Source organism: Bacteroidales bacterium (assembly GCA_022647615.1).
Lineage (GTDB): Bacteria > Bacteroidota > Bacteroidia > Bacteroidales > UBA932 > Egerieousia.
Genome location: JALCKZ010000001.1, coordinates 515,960 through 537,615, shown reverse-complemented (window position 1 = coordinate 537,615; position 21,656 = coordinate 515,960). Strand labels below are relative to the sequence as shown.

At 42.1% G+C, this 21,656-nt stretch carries 17 protein-coding genes; 6 read left to right on the top strand and 11 right to left on the bottom strand.

Annotated elements, in window-relative coordinates:
* Nucleotides 1–20 precede the first annotated feature (20 nt).
* Complete coding sequence (plsY, locus tag LKM37_02300; protein ID MCI1719846.1) at nt 21–689, bottom strand: glycerol-3-phosphate 1-O-acyltransferase PlsY; 669 nt, start codon at nt 687–689, stop codon at nt 21–23.
* 114 nt (nt 690–803) lie between these two features.
* Between plsY and LKM37_02295 the strand changes: the two genes are divergently transcribed.
* Nucleotides 804–3,326, top strand: a complete 2,523-nt coding sequence (locus LKM37_02295) for a Smr/MutS family protein (protein MCI1719845.1) — start codon at nt 804–806, stop codon at nt 3,324–3,326.
* Here LKM37_02295 and LKM37_02290 read toward each other — a convergent pair.
* Complete coding sequence (locus LKM37_02290) at nt 3,323–3,964, bottom strand: phosphoribosylglycinamide formyltransferase (protein MCI1719844.1); 642 nt, start codon at nt 3,962–3,964, stop codon at nt 3,323–3,325. The two genes, LKM37_02295 and LKM37_02290, sit on opposite strands and share 4 nt — an antisense overlap.
* Before the next feature lie 146 nt (nt 3,965–4,110).
* Between LKM37_02290 and LKM37_02285 the strand changes: the two genes are divergently transcribed.
* Both LKM37_02285 and fabF read left to right on the top strand, forming a co-directional pair.
* A complete protein-coding gene (locus tag LKM37_02285; protein MCI1719843.1) occupies nt 4,111–4,347 on the top strand; it encodes an acyl carrier protein in 237 nt (78 codons plus the stop codon).
* 144 nt (nt 4,348–4,491) lie between these two features.
* Nucleotides 4,492–5,742 carry a beta-ketoacyl-ACP synthase II gene (fabF, locus tag LKM37_02280; protein ID MCI1719842.1) on the top strand — a complete coding sequence of 417 codons (1,251 nt, stop codon included), beginning with the start codon at nt 4,492–4,494 and terminating at the stop codon, nt 5,740–5,742.
* Nucleotides 5,743–5,893: 151 nt separating this feature from the next.
* On the opposite strand, the gene rodA is transcribed toward fabF, so the two are convergent.
* From rodA to purH, 6 genes are read right to left on the bottom strand one after another with little or no spacing between them, the layout of a single operon-like run.
* Entirely contained in the window at nt 5,894–7,324 is a 1,431-nt protein-coding gene (rodA, locus tag LKM37_02275; GenBank protein ID MCI1719841.1) for a rod shape-determining protein RodA, read from the bottom strand.
* A gap of 3 nt (nt 7,325–7,327) precedes the next feature.
* Complete coding sequence (locus tag LKM37_02270; GenBank protein MCI1719840.1) at nt 7,328–9,298, bottom strand: penicillin-binding protein 2; 1,971 nt, start codon at nt 9,296–9,298, stop codon at nt 7,328–7,330.
* 27 nt (nt 9,299–9,325) lie between these two features.
* Nucleotides 9,326–9,847, bottom strand: coding sequence for a rod shape-determining protein MreD (mreD, locus tag LKM37_02265; protein MCI1719839.1), 522 nt, complete (start codon nt 9,845–9,847; stop codon nt 9,326–9,328).
* A gap of 5 nt (nt 9,848–9,852) precedes the next feature.
* Nucleotides 9,853–10,755: a rod shape-determining protein MreC gene (locus LKM37_02260; GenBank protein MCI1719838.1), complete on the bottom strand. Its 903-nt coding sequence runs from the start codon at nt 10,753–10,755 to the stop codon at nt 9,853–9,855.
* 18 nt (nt 10,756–10,773) lie between these two features.
* Entirely contained in the window at nt 10,774–11,793 is a 1,020-nt protein-coding gene (locus LKM37_02255; protein ID MCI1719837.1) for a rod shape-determining protein, read from the bottom strand.
* A gap of 2 nt (nt 11,794–11,795) precedes the next feature.
* On the bottom strand, nt 11,796–13,313 hold the full coding sequence (gene purH / locus LKM37_02250) for a bifunctional phosphoribosylaminoimidazolecarboxamide formyltransferase/IMP cyclohydrolase (GenBank protein MCI1719836.1): 1,518 nt from the start codon (nt 13,311–13,313) through the stop codon (nt 11,796–11,798).
* Between the two features lie 67 nt (nt 13,314–13,380).
* Here purH and LKM37_02245 point away from each other — a divergent pair, with 67 nt between their 5' ends.
* The gene (locus tag LKM37_02245) at nt 13,381–14,127 is read left to right on the top strand and encodes a 2-C-methyl-D-erythritol 4-phosphate cytidylyltransferase (protein ID MCI1719835.1); all 747 of its coding nucleotides are present in this window, start codon (nt 13,381–13,383) and stop codon (nt 14,125–14,127) included.
* Here LKM37_02245 and LKM37_02240 read toward each other — a convergent pair.
* From LKM37_02240 to topA, 3 genes are read right to left on the bottom strand one after another with little or no spacing between them, the layout of a single operon-like run.
* On the bottom strand, nt 14,124–14,657 hold the full coding sequence (locus LKM37_02240) for an Lrp/AsnC ligand binding domain-containing protein (protein ID MCI1719834.1): 534 nt from the start codon (nt 14,655–14,657) through the stop codon (nt 14,124–14,126). The two genes, LKM37_02245 and LKM37_02240, sit on opposite strands and share 4 nt — an antisense overlap.
* A gap of 56 nt (nt 14,658–14,713) precedes the next feature.
* Nucleotides 14,714–15,652 (bottom strand): hypothetical protein, encoded by a 939-nt coding sequence (locus tag LKM37_02235; protein MCI1719833.1) that lies wholly within the window; start codon nt 15,650–15,652, stop codon nt 14,714–14,716.
* 48 nt (nt 15,653–15,700) lie between these two features.
* Nucleotides 15,701–18,025, bottom strand: a complete 2,325-nt coding sequence (gene topA / locus LKM37_02230) for a type I DNA topoisomerase (GenBank protein MCI1719832.1) — start codon at nt 18,023–18,025, stop codon at nt 15,701–15,703.
* Between the two features lie 110 nt (nt 18,026–18,135).
* Here topA and LKM37_02225 point away from each other — a divergent pair, with 110 nt between their 5' ends.
* Nucleotides 18,136–20,514: a transglycosylase domain-containing protein gene (locus LKM37_02225; protein MCI1719831.1), complete on the top strand. Its 2,379-nt coding sequence runs from the start codon at nt 18,136–18,138 to the stop codon at nt 20,512–20,514.
* A gap of 88 nt (nt 20,515–20,602) precedes the next feature.
* Nucleotides 20,603–21,634 carry a D-alanine--D-alanine ligase gene (locus LKM37_02220; GenBank protein MCI1719830.1) on the top strand — a complete coding sequence of 344 codons (1,032 nt, stop codon included), beginning with the start codon at nt 20,603–20,605 and terminating at the stop codon, nt 21,632–21,634.
* The last annotated feature ends 22 nt before the right edge of the window (nt 21,635–21,656 follow it).

The following is a 21,656-nucleotide window of genomic DNA, read 5'->3' as shown; positions in this document are numbered from 1 at the left end:
TTCAGAAAATCCGGCAGTCTCTATATTTTGTGTACCGGCCTGCGGATTTGGAACTTCTCTTCCGTGCCGTGGTACAATCTTTTTAGATTGCTGATGTGTGTAAGCCAGATAGTTACGCCGCACACCATGCTGAAGATTCTTAGAGCCCATGTCTCCTGCGGGTCCAGCCACAGCGCAAACAGCAAATTTACAAGCAGTGGAAAACATGTTACCGCGGCAATCACGCTTACGGAAATATATCTTGTAAAGTATAAGACTATCAGGAAGATAATTGTACAAATCAAAACAGCAAACGGGTGAATGGCAAGCAATGCTCCGCAAAAAGTTGAAACTCCCTTGCCGCCGCGGAAATGGTGATACAGAGGAAATATATGCCCTGCAACTGCGGCAAAACCAAATACAATTTGTGCGCAAACAAATAAATTTGTTCCGGGTTCAAGCAGCGGCATTAAGAACACAAGGCAGCAGGACGCAACCCCTTTTAACACGTCAATGGCAAAAACTGCAAGCCCCATGTGCCACCCCATAACTCTCTGAACATTATTGGCTCCGGGGTTTTTGCTTCCATACTCGCGAATATCTATTCCGTAGATTTTCTTGCTTAGAAAAATGGCGGGGGAAATTGACCCCAGCAGATAGGAGACAATTATGAATATGATGAACAGCCAGACTGTTAATGTAACGCTCATTAACTATTTTTTATAGGTCTAAGTTTTTGCGGAGGTCGGCCGCTTTAGCAAATGCGGAGGTCAGCCGCTTTACTTGTATAAATACAAATGTAAAACTTTATCTTTGCAAATGAAATGAATCTGGAACAGAAACTGGGGTTTGACCAAATACGGCAGAGCATAAAAATGCGCTGCTCAACGGCTTATGCTCAGAGGCGTGCAGAGACGGAGGAGATGTCAAACAATCCTCAGACCATAGAGAAGCGTCTTGCCCTTGCAGATGAGATGCGTCTTGTTGCAATGTTTGAGACAAAATTTCCCCAGGGAGAATTTACGGACTGCACCGCTTTTTTGAAGGCGCTGGAGGCTGAGTTTAGCTGCATAAGCGTTGAGAATCTAAGAAAGCTGCAGATGTTTTTGGAAAATCTGCGGCAGGTTCTCTCTTTTCTGCAGAATACCAAGGAGGGGCAATATCCTCATTTAAAGGAGCTTGCCTCGCCGGTTCAATTTTTTCCGGAGGTCAGCAGAAGAATAGATGCCATTCTGGACAAGAACGGGGAGATAAAAGACAATGCCTCAGAAGAGCTGGCAAAAATCAGAAGAGAGCTTCTCTCCACCCAAAATTCTATATCCCGCAAAGTTCAGAGCATTTTTAAAAAGGCTCAGAGTGAAGGCGTTGCAGATGAGGATGCTACTATTTCTGTTCGCGACGGGAAATTACTTATCCCTGTAAGCACATCTAACAAGCGCGGATTGCCCGGACTTGTTTTTGATGAATCTTCCAGCGGAAAGACCGTTTTTGTGGAGCCGTTGGAAGTGGTGGAAATGAATAACAAAGTGCGGGAGCTGCACTTTGCCGAGCAGAGGGAGATTGCAAAAATTCTTGCTGAATTCACGGATTTTTTAAGGCCATATTTGATTGATATACAAGGAGGGGCAAGGTTCATAGGGGAAGTGGATTTTATCCGCGCAAAGGCTGAGGTTGCAGGAGTTATGCAGGCGGGAAAGCCTATTATTTCCCGTGACGGCATGCTTAGAATTTCCAACGGAAGGCATCCTCTTCTGGAGGCGGCGCTAAGAAAAGAGAATAAGCCGATAGTGCCTATGACGCTGGAAATCAATAGAAAAAAGCATATTTTAATAATCTCCGGTCCAAATGCGGGAGGAAAATCCGTATGTCTGAAAACTGTCGGGATACTGCAATATATGTTGCAATGGGGCATGCTTGTTCCTTGTTCCGAGGTCTCTGAATTTCCCGTTTTCAATAATATATTTATTGATATTGGAGATGAGCAATCTATTGAGAATGACCTTAGTACGTATAGCTCTCATTTGATGAACATGAGAAATCTGCTTAAAAATGCAGATGGAAAATCCTTGGTTTTGATAGATGAATTTGGCGCGGGGACTGAGCCTGCGGCAGGCGGAGCAATTGCAGAAACTATATTGGAGGAGCTGGACAAGAGAGGCGTATATGGCGTGATAACAACGCATTACACAAATTTGAAGGTGTACGCGGAGAACAGCGTTGGAGCTATTAACGGAGCAATGTTATTTGACAGCGCAAGGATTCAGCCGCTATATAAATTGGAGATTGGAGTGCCTGGAAACTCTTTTGCATTTGAGCTGGCACGCAAGATGGGATTGCCGGAAAATATTGTGCATCAGGCAGAAGAGAAGGCGGGAGAAAATTTTGTGGATTTGGAAAGACAGCTTAGAATGATTTCCAAAAACCGCCGCAAGCTGGATGAGAAACTTGCAAGAATTAAAAATACGGATAAAACTTTGGAGGATGTCACTGAGCGCTATGCCCAGGAATTATCTGATATTAAGGAGACTAAGAAGAAAATTATTGAACAGGCAAAGGAGGAGGCGCAGCAAATTCTTGCCTCTGCAAATAAGAAAATAGAGGCTACAATTAAAGAGATAAGAGAGGCGCAGGCGGAAAAAGAGAAGACAAAAGAAGTGCGCGAGAATCTGAAAAAGTTTAATGAATCTCTGGAGCAGAAAAAAGATTCTAAGCAGGATAGAAAAATTCAGGCTAAGATGGAGCAGCTGATTGCGCGCAAGAAAAGGCAAGAGGAGAGGAAAGAGCGAAACTTGCAGCACGCTGTGAATCAGGGCGTCGGCGGCGGAGCGGCAACCGGGGCGGAGAATGGAAAATCTGTCGGGAATAAAAAAGTTTTAACCCTTCAGACGGGGAGCAAGGTTAGAATCAAGGGGAGCGATTTGATAGGTGAGGTTATGCAGATTGGAGAGAAATGGGTGAGCATTTCAGTTGGTGATATTATCAGCAAGGTTAAGAGAGATACAGTAGAGGTCATTTCAAATAAAGAGTTTGAGGCGGGGCACAAGAGTGTTCCTAAGCCCTTGACCCATAATTCATTGGGAATAGATGAGAGGAAGCTCAACTTTAAGACGGAAATTGATGTGCGCGGGGAGAGGCTGAGTGATGCGCTGGATATTGTGGCACGCTATATAGATGATGCTGAGCTTGTTGGAGCGTCACAGGTTAGGATTCTGCATGGGAAGGGGACAGGAGTCCTTAAAGAGGAAATCCGCAAATTCCTGAAGACCCTGCCATCCGTGCAAAGCTGCGCAGATGAGGATGTCCGCTTTGGCGGCTCCGGTATCACGATAGTTAAAATGAAAGATTAGTCTTCCGGGAAACGCTCTTTAATATAGTGTTCTACGGCTTTTGGGAAATTGGCCTGTTCCAAAATATGAATCTTTGCAGCAAGAGTTTCCGGAGTATCTTCCGGAGTTACCTGGCATTTAGCCTGGAATAAAATTTTACCATGGTCCATCTGCTCATCTACCAAATGAACAGTAATGCCGCTCTCTTTTTCATGAGATTCAATTACAGCTTTATGCACATGTGCTCCGTACATCCCTTTGCCTCCGAATTTTGGCAAAAGCGCCGGGTGAATGTTGACAATCCTCTCCGGATACAAATTAATTAAGGCCTTTGGCACCTGAAGAAGATAGCCGGCAAGGATTATAAAATTGATTCCGTTGTGCTTTAGATACTTAATAACATCGGGGTTCTCCTCCGAGCACAGCTGCTCTTTGTCCAGCATCAAATATTTCACCTTTAGGCGGGACGCCCTAAGCAGAACAGGCGCCGCAGGGTTATTTGAAATCACCAAATCTACCCTTGCAAGGCCTGCAGGGGCATGTAGGGCGGCATTTGAAGGGCTGTCGGGAGCTCCATTCTCATTAACGCCGTTAAAATACCTTATTAAATTCTCTGCATTGGTGCCTCCACCAGACGCAAGTATTGCAATGTGCATCATAATATTAATAAATAAACCGCTTGCGGGTACTTTAACAAAGGGGGAAACCCACAGAAAGCGGAACAAATATACTCAATTTTGAAAAATTTAATTACCTTTGCGCACTACTAAAAAATAAACTTAATTATTAACTAAATCATTTGATTATGGCAGACATTACTTCTAAAGTTAAAGAGATCATCGTTGACAAATTGGGTGTTGATGCAGCAGAGGTTACACCGGAGGCAAGTTTTACAAAAGACCTAGGCGCTGATTCTCTTGATACAGTAGAACTTATCATGGAATTTGAGAAAGCATTTGAGATTACAATTCCTGATGACGCTGCAGAAAAGATAGCAACCGTAGGAGACGCTATCAAATTTATTGAGGATAATAAAAAATAGTCCCAATACAATTTAAAAGGGGTGTCTGATGGGGTTTTATAATATTCCCGACAGATATCCCTTTCCTTTTGAATCCTTTTTGAGTCTTTTCAATTAAAGATTCTCTATAATTATAGTCTTAAACAATTCATTGGAGAAATTAAAATGGAGTTAAAGAGAGTTGTCATTACAGGTATAGGTACCATTAACCCTTTGGGTAACAACGTAAAAGAGTTTTTTACCGCTCTTGACAATGGTGTCAGCGGTGCGGGACCCATTACAAGGTTTGACGTATCCCTTTTTAAGACAAAGTTTGCATGTGAGGTTAAAGATTTTGACCCGCTTAAGTATGGAATGGACCGCAAAGAGGCAAGGAAACAGGACAGATATTGTCAGTTTGCTACCGTTGCTTCAGACGAGGCTATCCAGGATAGCAAGCTGGATTTGGAAAAAGAAGACAAAACCAGAATTGGCGTAATCATCGGTTCCGGTGTTGGCGGCATAGAGTCTATGACTCAGGAAATCATAGAATTTGCAGATGGACAGCGCGTTCCGCGTTTCAGCCCGTTCCTGATTCCAAAGATGATTGCAGATATGGCATCCGGTCTTGTATCAATTAAGTACGGATTCCGCGGACCAAATTATGCAACCGTTTCTGCTTGCGCATCTTCTTCTCATGCAATGTGCAACTCCTTTGATATCATAAGATTAGGAGAGGCTGACGTGATAGTTACAGGTGGAGCTGAGGCAGCTATCTCTATCCCCGGCGTGGGCGGATTTAATTCCGCGCAGGCTCTTTCTACAAGAAATGATGACCCTAAGACAGCAAGCCGTCCGTTTGATAAGGACAGAGACGGATTTGTTCTTGGAGAGGGTTCTGCAATTCTTGTACTTGAGGAGTACGAGCACGCAAAAGCAAGGGGAGCAAAGATTTATGCAGAGCTTGCAGGTTCCGGAATGACTGCAGATGCATATCATATTACGGCTCCGCTTCCTGACGGTTCTGGTGCAACAAAAGCAATGGAGACTGCACTTAAATGTGCCGGTCTTGGAACAAAAGATATAGATTACATTAATGTTCACGGAACATCTACTCACCTTGGAGATATAGCTGAGCTTAAGGCAATTAAAGAGGTATTTGGAGAGGATGTTTACAGGCTGAACATTAGTTCTACAAAATCTATGACAGGGCACATGCTTGGTGCTGCAGGAGCTGTTGAAACTCTTGCCTGCATTCATGCAATTGATGATGGCATAGTTCCTCCAACAATTAATTGCCAGAATCTTGATCCTGAGATTGATTCTAAATTAAATCTGACTTTGAACAAGGCTCAGAAGAGAGAGGTTAGGGCGGCCATGAATAACACCTTTGGTTTTGGCGGTCATAATTCTTGCCTTGTTCTGAAAAAGGTGTAATTAAACTAGCGAGATAAAAGAAACTCACAGCTCTGTCTCGCCTTATCCATTCTCGCCTCCCCTATTTTTGCTAAAGCAAAAGGGATCGGCTGCGGCTGAGTCGGCTGCGGCAGACTGTGAGATTTCTTTTATCTTGTTTTGGATTTTCCTGTTACCTGTTTTGTCTCTCCATGTCAAGCCTTATGAAGATGAACAGCAAAATGGTGAAACTCAGCATACTAGACCCACCATAACTCAGGAACGGCAACGGAATCCCAATTACCGGCATTATCCCCATCGTCATCCCAAGATTTATAAAGACATGCATGAAAAATATGGATGCCACGCAGTACCCGTATATCCGCGCAAAGTTATCGGGATTCTTATCGCTGAGGATTAAAATTCTAATAATCAGATAGATATAGACTGCTATCAAAACAAGGCTTCCAACAAATCCCCACTCTTCTCCAACGGTGCAAAATATAAAGTCCGTACTTTGCTCCGGTACAAAATTGTATTTGGTTTGAGTGCCGTGCAAAAATCCTTTGCCTATTAAACCTCCGCTTCCAATTGCAATCTCGCTTTGATGGACGTTGTATCCGATTCCCTGTAAATCTTGATTGACTCCCAGCAAGCTCTCTATTCTTGCGGTCTGGTGAGGTTGCAGGACATTTGTAAAAATAAAGTTGACGGAGATTACAAATAATGATGCGGCTAAAAAGCTTATTATAAGAAATTTAGAAGGTCTGTCCCTAATTATTATTGCATCTTGCAGCCAGATAACAAGATAAGGGGCGGATAAAATCAGAGCTATGTATTCCGGCCTGATGACGGTAAGGAACTGCATAAATTTTATCCTCATTATTGCGGGAAGAAATGCCATCAGCACAATTACAGGCAAAACAGAAATTAACGTTCCAAGTATATTCCGTTTTAACAACCCTCTTATAATTCCCGCCACCGCAAAACAGCAAATGATTGCAACAAGAGGGGAAGATACTATCGTGATGATAAACAGAGTTATTATTGCAAAGAGAAAAATAAGCACCCATCCGTTAAGCCCCTCTCTATAAAGGACAAAGATTAATCCAAGATATACCAGAGCGCTGCCGGTCTCTTTCTCTGCAATTATCAGGATGATAGGGACAATCATTATCAGCGCCGCCTTGCAAGCATCCCTGATGTTGGAGAATCTGAACCCGTATTTGCTCATCACGTAGGAGAGCAAAAGCGCAGTTGTAATTTTAGAAAATTCCGCGGGCTGGAATGCAAAAGAGCCAAGATAAAACCATGATTTTGAACCATTTACTTCCTTGCCTGCAAAAATGACAATAAACAGCAGCAGCAGCATTGCGCCGTACAAAAACGGAGAGAGCACATCATAAATTTTTGGATTGATGATGTAGATAATAAATATTGCCGTGACAAAAGAGACGCACATCCAGATAAACTGCATCCCGTATCTTTGAGTAATATCAAAAATAAGCGGATGGTCCTCTGTATATACAGCAGAATAAATATTCAGCCAGCCAAAAATCACCAGAAACAGGTAGGACATCAGCAAGCCAAAATCTATTTTTCTATATTTTGTTTCTCTGTACATTAATTAATTATTTTTTTCTCCCGACAGTTTTTGTGTTGCAGCCGCTTTTGCATTTGCTGGGTGCTTCTTTGTATTTGCCTGGTTTATAAGCCTTACGTAATATTTTTTACCGGTGCTGTCAGTCTTGACAATGTATTGTCCCGGAATTAGCTTGCGCCTTACCGGTACAAATTGCTTTGTATTTGTCTTTATAATTTTCTCCTCCAGGTCTTTTCTCTTAACGGTTCTGTTAAGATATTTTTCAACCATCAAAGATGCAACCGGGGCTGCCCAGGTTCCTCCAAATCCTGCGTTTTCTATATAAACTGCAACTGCAATTTTTGGATGGTTGCGCGGAGCAAAACAGATGAAGGAGGCATTATCCTTTCCGTGAGGGTTTTGCGCGGTTCCCGTTTTTCCGCACAAATCAATACCATCTATGTGTGCAATTCTTGCAGTACCGCCGGGGCCTCCGTTTGCTGCAAGATGCATTCCTTCTATTGCGGTTGCAAAGTGCATGGTGTCAATGCCAACGTAATGTCTTACGGAGAAGGCTTTTGCACGGAGAGAATCCGGTGCGTTTTTTACCAAATGGGGAACATAGTAATATCCTCTGTTTGCGATAATTGCGGCCAAATTTGCAAGGTGCAAAGGAGTGGTTCCAATCTCTCCCTGTCCAATTGCAAGGGACAAAATGTTAAATGAATTCCATCTGCCCTTGCCGTGAATTTTATCATAAGTTTTTGTAGTAGGGAGAGTCCCGGCCAGCTCGGCAGGGAAATCGCTTCCCAGCTTTTTGCCAAACCCGAATCTCATTACGGCATCTCTCCAGTGGTTGAAAGCCACGGAGATAGGGTTATATTTTGGATTTGTAATTATTGCTCTGTAAACGTGCGCAAAGTATGCGTTGCATGACATACATACTGCGAGTTTAAAATCCAGCGGACTTGCATGATGGTGACATCCCATTTTTCCGCCCGGGAAATAATAACCTCCGTTGCAAGGAAATTTGCTGGCAGGAGTGATAACGCCATCTTGCAAACCAATCAGTCCGTTTACAATTTTAAATACGGAACCCGGAGGATATGCCGCCATGGCGGACCTGTTAAACATTGGTTTATAGGGGTCATCCGCAATTTCTCTGTAGTGCTTGCGCATGTTGGAAAGTTGTGCAATGGTAATACCTGGTGATGAGACAATTGCAAGAATTTCTCCCGTGGAAGGTTCTATCGCGACTACACTTCCAACTTTATTTTGCATCAGCAGTTCTCCATATTCCTGCAGCTCTCCGTCAATTGATGAAATCAAATCTTTTCCTGGAACAGCCTCTACATCATATTTTCCGTTGTCAAAACTGGAACGTATTCTGTTGCGGGAATCACGGACAAAAATGTTATATCCCTTTTTGCCGCGCAGCACATCTTCATAAGATTTTTCCATCCCTGTAACTCCCACATAATCACCACGTTTATAATCCGGGTGTTTTGACAGAAATGTGGAATCAACCTCAGATATATATCCAAAAAGATTTGCTCCGGCATTAAACGGATAGCTTCTTGCCGTTCTGCTTATTGCATAGAAGCCCGGGAATTTATATGCTTTTTCTGCAAATAGACTGTAATCTGCTCCTGAAACTTGCTTGATAAAAGTAAAAGTCTGATACCCGATTTTTCTTTTGTTGATTCTGTAGTTGCGCAGCTTTTTCCTGACAATTTTATAATCTACTTTAAAAGTCTGGCAGAAATCCAAAGTGTCAAAAGGCTGTATATCCATGGGAGTCACCATGATATCATAAGTGGTTCTGTTGCCCACCAGGGTCTTTCCGGTACGGTCATAAATAACTCCTCTTGCCGGATATCTGGTCTCATAAAGCAAAGCATTATTCTCTGCGTTAATCTTGTATTCTTTGTTAAGAATCTGCAAGAAAAACAGACGTATCACCAGAATAAGACCGACGATAACAACGCCAACTATGAGAATATTTTTTTTCTGCACTTTGCAATCTCTTTTGAGAGCCTAAAGTTACTGCATTAACCTTTGGAAAAATAATTTTTCTAGTATTATCGCAATCAGCAGATTTGCAATAATATTAATTAAAAGTCTTATTATCAAGAACGTAGCTGAACCTGAGCCAAGGTCGTCCAAGATGACATAGCAAACGAAAAAGATGGAGTATGAAAGCAATAAAAATGTAAAGAATTTCTGAAATCCAAGATGTTTGCTGTTAACATCTCTGGCTCCTGCTCCGCCTCCCGCCTCATATCTTGCTATGCTCTTCATAAGAGGACGCTTAAAAAATGCTACGGCTGTAAGACTTGTTGCATTCAATCCAAGCAAACCGTCAGATAATGCATCTATCAAAAGTCCCGCGATGAATGCTGTGAGCATTAGAAATCCTGGTTTGAAATCGGCCGGCAGCATCATTATAAACAGCGGGAAAACAGCAATATACAGCGGCGGCCAAATATTCACAAACTCGCATATCAGCAGCTGAATTATCAGCGCCGCAATGCCAATCACCGTATATCTTAAAATGTCATTCATCTCTTCTACCTCTTGCTGTAAGATGGTTTAACTTGTGACAAAGAATCTATCTGGCGTCTGTGCCTGTGCTTTACAATTATCACGTAATCCAAATCTTTGAAATCCTGTATCAACTTAACTTTCACCTGTTTGTGCGTGCCGTTAACAACCCTGTAGGAAACCGCGGTTCCAATTGGAATGTTGGCCGGGAAGAAAGTTGAATAACCGCTTGTAAAAACCGTATCTCCTCTTCTAACTTTAATATGCTGAGGTATTTCTGTCAGCTGCGCATAGTAAAGAGACTTGCGGTCCCACTTTAAAGTTCCAAATACATTGGACCTTCCAACCTTTGCGCTTACGGTTTGTTTGTCATTCAGGAAAGAGAGAACGTAAGTGTAATCTTGTCCCACGGCCCTTGTAATTCCCACAACCCCAATGGGTGTAATGACTCCCATATCTTCCGTTACGCCGTCCTTATCTCCCTTATCTATAATAAGATAGTTATGCTCTGAATTGATGCTGTTCTTAATAACTTTAGCAAGCTGGTAGTCATACATCACCATGCTGCTGTCCAGTTTTAAGGTTGTGCTGTCGGCTCCGTACGCCGCATTCATGTCAATCTTTTTAACCTTAACGCTGAAAGTTCCGTCCGCAATACTTTGCTGAATGCAATTTCTATAGACGATGTTCTGCTTAAGCAGCCATGCATTTTGCCTTGTAAGAGAGGCATTAATTTCCTTTAATCTGGTATAATCTTTAATTGCGGTATTCCTCTCCCAAAAGAAACTCTGAAAAGTGCGCACCGCTTCAAATATCCTGTATCTCTGCACAATACTGTTGTTCAGAATCATGAGGACACCCGCTGTTTCCAAAACCACAAACAGTACAAACCTCCCAATTGCATTATAAATCAGCGGTGGAATTTTCATTTGACTCCCGACAGATTATTATCTCATCAGATAAGGCAGCTTGGCAGGGTTCTTAAGAGCTGTGCTGGTTCCTCTTGCAACTGCTCTCAGAGGATCTTCCGCAACATGGAACGGAATCTTAAGCTTATCTTCCATTCTCTTGTCCAGACCTCTAATCAAAGCGCCGCCGCCTGTCAGGAAAATTCCCTCCTTGACAATATCTGCGTACAACTCAGGCGGAGTCTGCTCAAGTACCTTAACTACAGTAGTTTCCAGCTTTGCCAAAGACCTGTCCAGGCAATGTGCAATCTCCGGACTGGAGACAGAAATTTCTACCGGATATGCAGTCATCAAATTAGGACCCTTTGCAAGATATGGCTCAGGCGGATTATCCAATTCCGGTATGGCAGCGCCAACCGCAATTTTAATTTGCTCTGCAGTAATTTCTCCAATTTTTATATTATGCTGCTGCCTTAGATATTGCTGAATATCAGATGTAAACACATCTCCGGCAACCTTTATGCTCTCTTTGCAGACAATGCCTCCAAGGGAAATGACGGCGCACTCGGTAGTACCTCCGCCGATGTCCACAACCATGTGTCCGCTAGGCTCTTCCACATTCAGTCCAATTCCAAGAGCGGCTGCCATAGGCTCATAAATTATATATACGTCCCTTCCTCCGGAATGTTCTGCTGCATCTCGTACGGCTCTGATTTCCACCTCTGTGCTGCCGCTAGGTATGGCAATCACAATCCTAAGATTTGGTGTAAACAGAGTTCTCTTGCTGTTAATCATCTTAATGAAACCGCGAATCATTTGCTCCGCAGCATTAAAGTCCGCAATCACTCCATCCTTTAAAGGCCTTACAGTCTTGATGTTTGGATTTGTTCTCTCATGCATCAGCCGCGCGGTGTGTCCATAAGCAATAGGCTTGCCCGTAATCTGGTCAATAGCTACAATTGAAGGTTCATCAACAACAATTTTGTCATTCATAAAAATGACGGTATTGGCTGTCCCCAAGTCAATTGCAAGCTCCTGTGTTAAAAAAGAAAATGCCATATCTAATGTTTAAAATGTCTTATTCCTGTCATTACCATTGCAACTCCGTTTTTGTTGCACCAATCTATGCTTTCATCATCTCTGATTGAGCCGCCGGGTTGAATGACAGTTTTAATGCCCTCTGCTGCAGCTATTTGTACGCAATCAGGGAATGGGAAAAATGCATCTGAAGACATAACGGCGCCGTTCAAATCAAAGTTAAATGATTTTGCTTTTTGAATAGCCTGCTTAAGTGCATCCACTCTGGAAGTTTGTCCTATTCCGCTGGCCAGCAGCTGTTTCCCCTTTGCAATTACAATTGCATTAGACTTAGAATGCTTTACCAGCTTGTTGGCAAAAATAAGATCCGGAATCTCATCCTCCCTTGGTTTTAAGGTAGTTGCAGGCTTCAGGTCTTCCGGTGTCTCCACGTATGTATCTCTCTCTTGTGCAAGAACTCCGTTAAGCAATGAACGGAATTTCTTTTTAGGAGGAACAATTCCGTGATTTACAAGGATAACGCGGTTCTTTTTAACTTCCAGTATATCAAGTGCTTCCTTAGTGTAAGAAGGAGCAATCATAACTTCAAAGAAAATCTTGTTCATCTGCTCTGCGGCAGCTTTGTCAATTTCCCTGTTTGTGACAAGTATTCCGCCGAAAGCGGAAACCGGATCTCCCGCAAGCGCTTTCTCCCAGGCCTTTACAAGGTCAGGGTCACTTGCGCATCCGCAAGCGTTGGTATGCTTTATAATGGCAACTGTTGTCTCAGAAAAATCAGAGATAAGTTCTATTGCAGATTCAATATCCAGCAGGTTATTGTGAGAAATTTCCTTGCCGTGAATTTGCTCCGGAAGAGAATTCTTAGGGCCAAAATACATCCCTTTCTGATGAGGATTTTCTCCGTAACGCAAGCTCCTGCATTCAGTTATGTTCTTGTCAAACACCGGAATATCAAAGTCTCTGTTAAAGAAATCAAAGATTGCGGTATCATAATGAGAGCTTACCTCAAATGCTTTGGCTGCAAAAAATTCTCTCTCTTTTAAATCCGTCTTTGCCCCTTTCTCCCTGAGAATCTGCAATAAAGGCGCGTATGATTCCTTTGACGGAACTATTACAACATCATTGTAATTCTTGGCGGCAGCTCTGATAAGAGAGATTCCTCCAATATCTATTTTCTCAATAATGCTCTGATGGTCAGCACCTTTTGCTACAGTATCCTCAAAAGGATACAAGTCCACAATTACAAGATCTATCGGGAGTATAGAAAATTTCTCAAAGTCCTTTTTATCATCCTCATTGTCTCTTCTGCCAAGGATTCCTCCAAATACTTTTGGATGGAGCGTCTTGACTCTTCCCCCAAGGATAGAAGGATAGCCCGTCATATCTTCCACTTTAGAGACAGGGATGCCGTTGCTGCTTAAAAATTCTCCGGTGCCCCCCGTGGAGAGAATTTCTACGCCATTTTTTACTAACTCTTTGGATATCTCTAATATACCGTCTTTAGAGTACACGGATATAAGAGCCCTTTTAATTTCTTTCACCTTGTTTTAAATTCTTTAAAATTACCCGCGTAAAGTTAAAAAATATAGCGTAAAAATTGATATTTTTGTGAAGATAAATTTGAAAATGATTTCACAGAAAAAATATTACGCAATTATAACGGCGGGGGGGAGCGGAACAAGAATGGGTTCCATGATTCCAAAGCAATTTTTGGAATTGGGCGGCAAACCCATATTACTTAGGACATTAGAGCTTTTTACAAATCTGGACAGGGAGGTAAATCTTATACTTGTTCTACCGTCGGGATATATAAAAAAATGGCAGGACTACTGCTTGGAAAACCACTTCTGGGTTAAGCATGTGATAGTGCAGGGCGGAGTTACCCGTTTTCACTCTGTCAGAGAGGCTTTGGATTTGGTCCCGGATGATGCCGTTGTTGTAGTTCACGACGGCGTACGCCCTTTTGTTCCCAAGGATTTGATAAAGGGGATGATGGATTATGAATTTACAGATAAAGTTGCCGGAATAATTCCGGTGCTTTCAATGACTGATTCAATGAGAGAGAAAGTCTTGGACAAAGAGGGGGAGATGGTGAGCAGCCGTCCGGTTGCAAGAGAGAATTATTTTATGGTTCAGACCCCGCAAGTGTTTGATTCTACGCGGCTTAAAATGGCATATAAAAAACCGTACTCTCCGGCCTTTACAGATGATGCAACAGTCATAGAGAGTGCGGGTTATTTAGTTGATACTTGTGACGGCAGCAGATTAAATTTAAAAATCACTACCCCGGAAGATTTGAAAGATGCCAAAATTATTTATGACTCTCTTTCCAGACTTCCTAAAAGTTCAGATTAAAGTCTTTTCTTTAAAGCAGCTCTTGCTTTATCTCTTTGTTTCCCGTGATATCCTTTTGCCTCCGGATAATCCTTAACCCATACCTGGCGTTCAATAGCCTGGTCTAGTGAGACAAGTGTTTCAGTATCCTGAACACTAGGAATGTTTTGAATAGTATTTATCAGAATGTCCAGCAAGTGGTCATGGTTGAAGCAATACATCTTAAGAAGCAATGTATGCCTGCCGGTAACAAAGTGGCATTCAACTATTTCTGGGATTTTTTTAAGTGCCTCAATTACTTCCGGATACTTGTTTACCGGGGAAAGATTAACTTCCACAAACGCGCAGACATTAAGTCCAAGCGTGGATGGCTTGACAAGAAGGCGGGAACCGGTTATGATTCCCAATGATTCCATCTTCTTAACTCTTTGATGAATGGCAGCTCCTGAAACTCCGCAATCTCTTGCTATTTCCAGGAAAGGCATTCTTGCATTCTTGACAAGTGAAGAGAGAATTTTCTGGTCGGTGTCGTCGATTTGATATTTTGGCATATTTATAAAATTTAACTGTTTTCGCTCACTATTCTGAACAAAAATAGTAAAAATTTTTACAAAGTATTACATTTTCTGTAATAAAATAGCCATCTGATAGGAATATTTCCCTCGCATGCAGACTTATAATCGGAGGCAGAGCAAGGCACTAAAATATTATTTTTTTTCTTCTCGACAGGAATTTCCATCCACCATCTGCCTGTATTTAAACTAGTTATAAAGGAGATTGCGTCGCTTCCTCCGCTCATGTCAACTATCTTGCGCATGAATTGCATTGCCAATTTTCCCTTTGATATTGAAATCATAGGGTCTTCTTTCAAATTAGAAGCAATACCGTCAAAAACATGCCATACTACCTGACTAACAAGTGCATCGCAGATAGGTCTGCGCACTTTTTCAGAAATGCCGAAAATGAAGATTGCTTTCAATTTTTGAGAGAATGCGGCGTACCTCACAACTTGGCAAATTTCATTGCTCATAAAGCCGTTTGGATTTCCCTCCTCCTCTGACCATGGATAGTCTGCATACTTTACGGAGCGCATGTCTATGAAGATGTATTGAGCATCTCTCATCAGCGGCTCACATTGAGTCATGTCATCCCTTATCTCACCAAGATGCAGCGTCTCAAACCCGCTGTCATTCAGAAATACATCAATGGCAGGATTAAACAAATATCTCTGAACTCCAATCAAAGAGAAATTTGTTAAGTTCTTGTTTGTCAGGAGCGGAAATGTCTCCTCAGGAGATGCCAGAAAATTTCCTGATGATATAAGTGCAGCTGTAAAAGGCTTTGCTCCAATTATTCCGCGCAAAGAGGGAATATTTTCTCCGCAAAGAACAACTGTCGGGAGCTTAGATTTTAAATTTTTTTTAAGTGCCGCAGAGAAATTTTTTTCATCCGGAGCGCTCATAAGTTTTGCAGCAGAGCGCACATCTTTTTCTGCATATAAGCTCTTGTAACTGCTTATGATTGAATCCAATTTGCCTTTTGCCATAAATGCTTTAATTATATAGCTTTCTATTTTTTCCAGCTAATAGAACTTCTACTTTTTCCCTCTTCTGCTTCTGCCGGTTGGCTCTGAATTTTTGATAATATTCTGGCAATCTTCCAGCGTTAATTCTTCCGCCTTCTTTGCATTTTTGCCCTTTGGAATTTTGTAATTGTCCTTGCCGCATTTTATGTACGGACCAAACCTTCCGTTAAGAACATGAATGTCTTCTTTCTCAAAAACTCTTATGACTTTATTTGCCTCTTTTTGAATGTGATCTTCTATCAGGGCGCAAGCCTCATCCTCTGTAATAGTGTAAGGATCATATAGTTTGCCAAGAGAGACAAATTTGTTGTCATACTTTATATAAGGACCAAATCTGCCAATGGCCGCAGTTACAACTTTATCTTTCCATTTTCCAACTTCTCTTGGAAGGTCAAATAATTTTAGCGCCTCTTCTAGAGTAATTGTTTCTATTGACTGACCTTTTCTAAGGCTGGAAAATTCTTTTTTAGGGTCATCATTATCTCCCTTTTGAACAACAGGACCAAATTTGCCAAGCCTTACTATAATCTCTTTTCCGCTTGCAGGGTCTTTGCCCAAAGAGCGCTGCGCATTTACGTGGCCCTTCTCTTCCATGGAGGCTTCAACCTTCTGATGGAAAGGACCGTAGAATGTTTTAATCAAATTGTTCCAGACCATTTTGCCCGCTGCAATCTTATCAAAGTCACCCTCAATTTTTGCAGTAAAGCCGTAGTCCATAATAGAGGTAAAATTCTTCTCCAGAAAATCCGTCACAAGAGTTCCTATGTCCTCCGGGAATAATTTATTTTTCTCAGCTCCTGTCTTTTCCGTCAATTCTGTTTTCTCTATTTTTTCTCCCGACAGGGTCATCTTCTCATATTTCCTCTCTACTCCGTCTCTATCCTCTTTAACAATATAGCCTCTTGCCATTATTGTTGTGATGGTTGGAGCATAGGTAGATGGTCTGCCAATCTCCAGCTCCTCCATTTTCTTTACAAGAGAGGCCTCTGAATATCTTGGAGGTTTCTGTGTAAATCTCTGAGTTGCAGCTATCTCCAACGGCATCATTTTTTCGCTGTCGGGAATAGCAGGAATAAGCTGATTCTCCGCTTCCTCCTCCGGCTCATCATCTCTTCCCTCCAGATACAGCTTTAAAAATCCGTCAAATAAAATTTGCTCTCCCTCGCTTGTGAACTTTTCAGAAATTTTATCTCCGCCAATTGTTATAACTGTCTTCTCCAATTCTGCGTCTGCCATTTGAGATGCAACGGCGCGTTTCCAAATTAAAGAGTAAAGTCTTTTCTCCTGTGCAGTTCCCTCTATTGTTAGATTGGAAGCATAGGTTGGACGTATAGCCTCATGAGCTTCCTGCGCCCCTTTGCTCTTTGTTTTGTATTGTCTTGTCTTGGAGTATTGCGCTCCATAGTTCTCTGTAATTGTCTGTTTGATAGTGGTTAACGCAAGCGTAGATAAATTAGTGGAATCTGTACGCATGTAAGTAATTAATCCGCTCTCATAAAGTTTCTGCGCAATTCTCATTGTTTGAGAAACTGAGAAACCGCACTTACGTCCCGCCTCCTGCTGAAGCGCAGATGTTGTAAATGGAGGAGCAGGTGTTCTGGAAATTTTCTTTTTCTCTGTCCCCTCAACTGCAAAGTTGCATCCGCGGCACTTATTAAGGAAGGCTTCCGCCTCTGCGCTTGAATTAAATTTTGTATCCAGCGCGGCGCTCAACTTAATTTTTTCCGGAAGCGTAGCGGGATGGAAAATGCCAGTTACCTTATAGAAAGAATCAGCCTTAAATACCTGAATTTCACGCTCTCTGTCTACTATTAATTTTACTGCGACAGATTGAACTCTGCCCGCTGAAAGTTTCGGTGCAACTTTTTTCCAAAGGATAGGGGAGAGTTCAAAACCGACAAGACGGTCAAGCACTCTGCGCGCTTGCTGCGCCATCACCAAATCCATATCAACTTTGCGCGGATTTTGAATTGCCTCCAAAATTGCGCTCTTGGTAATTTCATGGAACACAATCCTCTTAGTGTTCTCATCTTTTAGACCAAGATTATTCTGGAGATGCCATGCAATAGCCTCTCCCTCACGGTCTTCATCGGATGCAAGCCAGACAGTCTGCGCCTTTTTTGCCAAAGCTTTAAGTTCAGAGACAACTTTCTTTTTGTCTGCAGAGACTTCATACTTTGGTTCAAATCCATGTTCAATGTCAATTCCAAGATTCTTTTTTGCAAGATCGCAAATATGTCCAAAGCTGGATTTGACAGTGTACTCTTTACCTAGAAATTTTTCAATAGTCTTTGCCTTTGCAGGTGATTCGACTATAACAAGATTCTCTCCCATAATGCTTAAACCCCCTCTTTTTACTTTTTTAATGGGCTGCAAAGTAAGTCATAAACTACTGTAAAATGCAAATTTTTATTTGTATTTTTGCTCATATTAATTGCCAAAAAATGGAAATAAAGGATAAAAAGAAGTTTCTTAAATGGCTGTGGCTCATAGTATTCAGTCCTATCATTCTTGTGCTGACCGCAATATTGCTTGTATGGATTTTTGCAGATATTCCCTCTTTTGAGGAGCTGGAAGACCCTCAGAGCAACCTTGCAACTCAAATTTTGGCAGAAGACGGCACTCTTCTGAATACGTTTCATGTAGAGAACAGATCTTACACTACGTTTGATGATTTGTCACAAGGTCTTAAGGATGCAGTAGTTGCAACAGAGGATGTGAGATTTTACAAGCACAGCGGAGTTGATATGAGGAGTTTGTTTAGAGTTGCCGTTAAAAGTCTTGTGCTGGGCAATACCAGGGGAGGCGGAGGCGGAAGTACTCTAAGCCAGCAGCTTGCAAAGACTTTGTTCCCAAGGGATGAGGTTAAATCTCATTTTCCTGGCGCAAAGTTTTTTGTATTGGGCGTTAATAAATTTAGGGAGTGGATTACGGCTGTAAAGCTGGAGAGAAATTATACCAAGGAGGAAATTTTGAGCATGTATATGAATGCGGTCTTCTTTGGAAGCAATGCTTATGGTATTAAGAGTGCGGCAAATACATTTTTTGGCAAGTTGCCAAAAGACCTTAATGTAGAGGAGAGTGCGCTGCTTGTTGGTATGGTTAACAAGCCTACCAGATTTAATCCTGTTGTTAATCCGGACCTCTCTTTAAAGAGGAGGAATCACGTGCTGAGCCAGATGAAAAAATATAAATATCTGTCGGGAGCTCAATATGATTCCATTGTAAGATTGCCAATCAAACTTACTTACAGCAATGATGAGATTGCATCCGGCCTTGCTCCTTACTATAGAGATATGTTGCGCAGAGTGATGAGCGCGGATGAGCCGGTGAGGTCTGATTATACCAGCGAGAGCGAATATAGAGAGGACTCAACTCTTTGGAAGACAGACCCTTTATATGGATGGCTTAATAAGAATTTTAAGGCTAACGGAGATAAATATAATCTGGATCGCGACGGTTTAAAAATTTATACGCCTATAAATGCAAAGATGCAGCAATACGCAGAAGAGGCTGTCGCCGAGTACCTTAAGCAGCTGCAATCTACTTTCCGCAGAGATGTCAGATATACAAAGAATCCTCCTTTTGCAAACGGGACGGATGATGCTACTATAGAGACTATTATGAGGCAGGCGCGGCATTGGAGCGATAGATACAAAAATATGCGCAGCGCGGGAGAGAGCGAGGCGGAGATTGACAGAGCCTTTAATACCAAAACTGATATGCGCGTATTCTCCTGGAATAAAAAGGGTTATGCGGATACTCTTATGACTCCTAATGATTCCATCAAGTACTACAAATCTTTCTTGCGTGCAGGACTTATGGCTATAGAGCCTGAGACCGGATATGTAAGAGCTTATGTTGGCGGAGAGAATTATAAATACTTTAAGTATGACCAGGTTATGCAGGGACAAAGACAGGTAGGTTCCACATTCAAGCCGTTCCTTTATACGTTGGCCATGCAGGAGGGATTTACTCCATGTGATAAGGTTGTAAATGTTCCTCAGTCATTTGTGGTATCAGGCGGAAATGTCTGGACACCAAGAAGCCAGGAGGGCGGACAGTGGATTGGCAAGACCGTTACTCTTAAGTGGGGATTGCAGAAAAGCAGCGATAATATCTCTGCATATTTGATGAAACAGTTTGGACCGGAAGCGCTTGTTGCAATGGCCCATAATCTTGGAATTAAATGTTATTTGAATCCCGTATATTCTTTGTGTGTTGGTTCTGCGGATATACCTGTTTATCAAATGGTAAGCGCATTCAATGTATATCCGAGCAGAGGCGTTTACATTGACCCTCAGTTTGTAATAAGAATAGAGGATAAAAACGGTGTTGTACTCTCCAGGTTCCAAAGCAAAAAGAGAGAGGCAATTTCTGCAAAGACTGCTTATCTGATGGTTAACATGATGCAAAATGTTGTTGACCACGGTACCGGAGCAAGGCTGAGGTCTTACATAAGCGGCGGTCAGATAGGAGGTAAGACGGGAACTACAAATGATAATGCCGACGGATGGTTTATAGGTTACATGCCTAGATTGACAGCCGGCGTTTGGGTTGGCGCAGAGGACAGGCAGGTTCACTTTACCAGCATGGCAAACGGAAGCGGTACAAATATGGCGCTTCCAATTTGGGGAATATTTATGAAGAAGGTGCTTGCGGATGCTAAACAGGGAGTTACGATTAACGACAAGTTTACCGTGCCGCAAGATTTTGATGTAGATATGAATTGTCCTACGCCTGCGGCTGATAACAGCAGCGGAGGGGAAGATACCGGAGAGGGAGAGACTGAAGCGCAGGATGAATTTATTCAGGAAAACTAATCTGTTAACACAAGAATTTGTTAACACAGGAAAATTAATCTGTTAACACAGAAAAACTTAATCTGTCAATTTAATAGGAGGAGCAGTTATGAATGGCAAACAAAATGTTGCGCTTATTTGCGGAGGTGATTCTTCCGAATGCGAAGTTTCCGTACAGAGCGCTATTAATGTGGCAAAATTCATTGATAAGGAGAAGTTCCAGACTTACATGGTCTTTTTGAGAGGGACTCACTGGCTTCTTGTTCTTCCTCCCGATGATGAAGAAATTGATGTTGATTTGGTGATGGGCCGCAGCGATAGAAATCTGGAGACTCGCAGCAAGGAGATTAACAAAACAGATTTTTCCGTTCTGTGCAGACATGGCTTGGTAAGGTTTGACAAGGCGTTTATAATGATACATGGCAAACCGGGGGAAAATGGTCTGCTTCAGGGATATCTGGAGATGATGCATGTTCCGTTCACTACCTGTTCCGCATTTGTTTCCGCCATCACATTTGATAAACATTCTTGCAAAAGATTTTTGGATTATGCAGGAGTGAAGATGGCAAAGGATGTCTATATCAGAAAAGATGTTCCGCACTCTCCGCGGGAAATTATCAGACAACTTGGACTTCCGATTTTTGTTAAGCCTACTGTTGGAGGCAGCAGCTTTGGAGTTACTAAAGTTAAGAGAGAAGAAGATTTGGAAGGAGCTATTAATCATGCATATACGGAGTGCGATACTGTAATTGCGGAGGAAGCCATAGAGGGCAGAGAAGTTACAAACGGCATTTACAAGCTACAAGGTGCTATTCACAAATTGCCTGTTACGGAGATAGTTACTAAGAGAGAATATTTTGATTATGAGGCCAAATATCTTGGAGAATCACAGGAAATTTGTCCTGCTCAGTTATCTCCGGAGATGACCGCAAAGGTTCAAAATTTGAGCGAAAGAATTTACACATACATGGGATGCAGCGGCGTTGTCAGGATGGATTACATTATCCGTGGCAATGACGTTTATTTCTTGGAAGTCAATACAATACCAGGCATGACCAAGATGAGTCTTATTCCAAAACAGCTTGCTGTTGCCGGTCTTGATTTGAAGCAGTTCCTTACAGACATGCTTGAGGATATATAATCAAGTGTTCAAGCATAGCTAG

Bases quoted from the DNA above. Each gene is read 5' to 3' on its own strand.
- plsY (MCI1719846.1), bottom strand. From the start codon at position 689: ATGAGCGTTACATTAACAGTCTGGCTGTTCATCATATTCATAATTGTC.
- LKM37_02295 (MCI1719845.1), top strand. From the start codon at position 804: ATGAATCTGGAACAGAAACTGGGGTTTGACCAAATACGGCAGAGCATA.
- LKM37_02290 (MCI1719844.1), bottom strand. From the start codon at position 3,964: ATGATGCACATTGCAATACTTGCGTCTGGTGGAGGCACCAATGCAGAG.
- LKM37_02285 (MCI1719843.1), top strand. From the start codon at position 4,111: ATGGCAGACATTACTTCTAAAGTTAAAGAGATCATCGTTGACAAATTG.
- fabF (MCI1719842.1), top strand. From the start codon at position 4,492: ATGGAGTTAAAGAGAGTTGTCATTACAGGTATAGGTACCATTAACCCT.
- rodA (MCI1719841.1), bottom strand. From the start codon at position 7,324: ATGTACAGAGAAACAAAATATAGAAAAATAGATTTTGGCTTGCTGATG.
- mreD (MCI1719839.1), bottom strand. From the start codon at position 9,847: ATGAATGACATTTTAAGATATACGGTGATTGGCATTGCGGCGCTGATA.
- LKM37_02260 (MCI1719838.1), bottom strand. From the start codon at position 10,755: ATGAAAATTCCACCGCTGATTTATAATGCAATTGGGAGGTTTGTACTG.
- LKM37_02255 (MCI1719837.1), bottom strand. From the start codon at position 11,793: ATGGCATTTTCTTTTTTAACACAGGAGCTTGCAATTGACTTGGGGACA.
- LKM37_02240 (MCI1719834.1), bottom strand. From the start codon at position 14,657: ATGCCAAAATATCAAATCGACGACACCGACCAGAAAATTCTCTCTTCA.
- LKM37_02235 (MCI1719833.1), bottom strand. From the start codon at position 15,652: ATGGCAAAAGGCAAATTGGATTCAATCATAAGCAGTTACAAGAGCTTA.
- topA (MCI1719832.1), bottom strand. From the start codon at position 18,025: ATGGGAGAGAATCTTGTTATAGTCGAATCACCTGCAAAGGCAAAGACT.
- LKM37_02225 (MCI1719831.1), top strand. From the start codon at position 18,136: ATGGAAATAAAGGATAAAAAGAAGTTTCTTAAATGGCTGTGGCTCATA.
- LKM37_02220 (MCI1719830.1), top strand. From the start codon at position 20,603: ATGAATGGCAAACAAAATGTTGCGCTTATTTGCGGAGGTGATTCTTCC.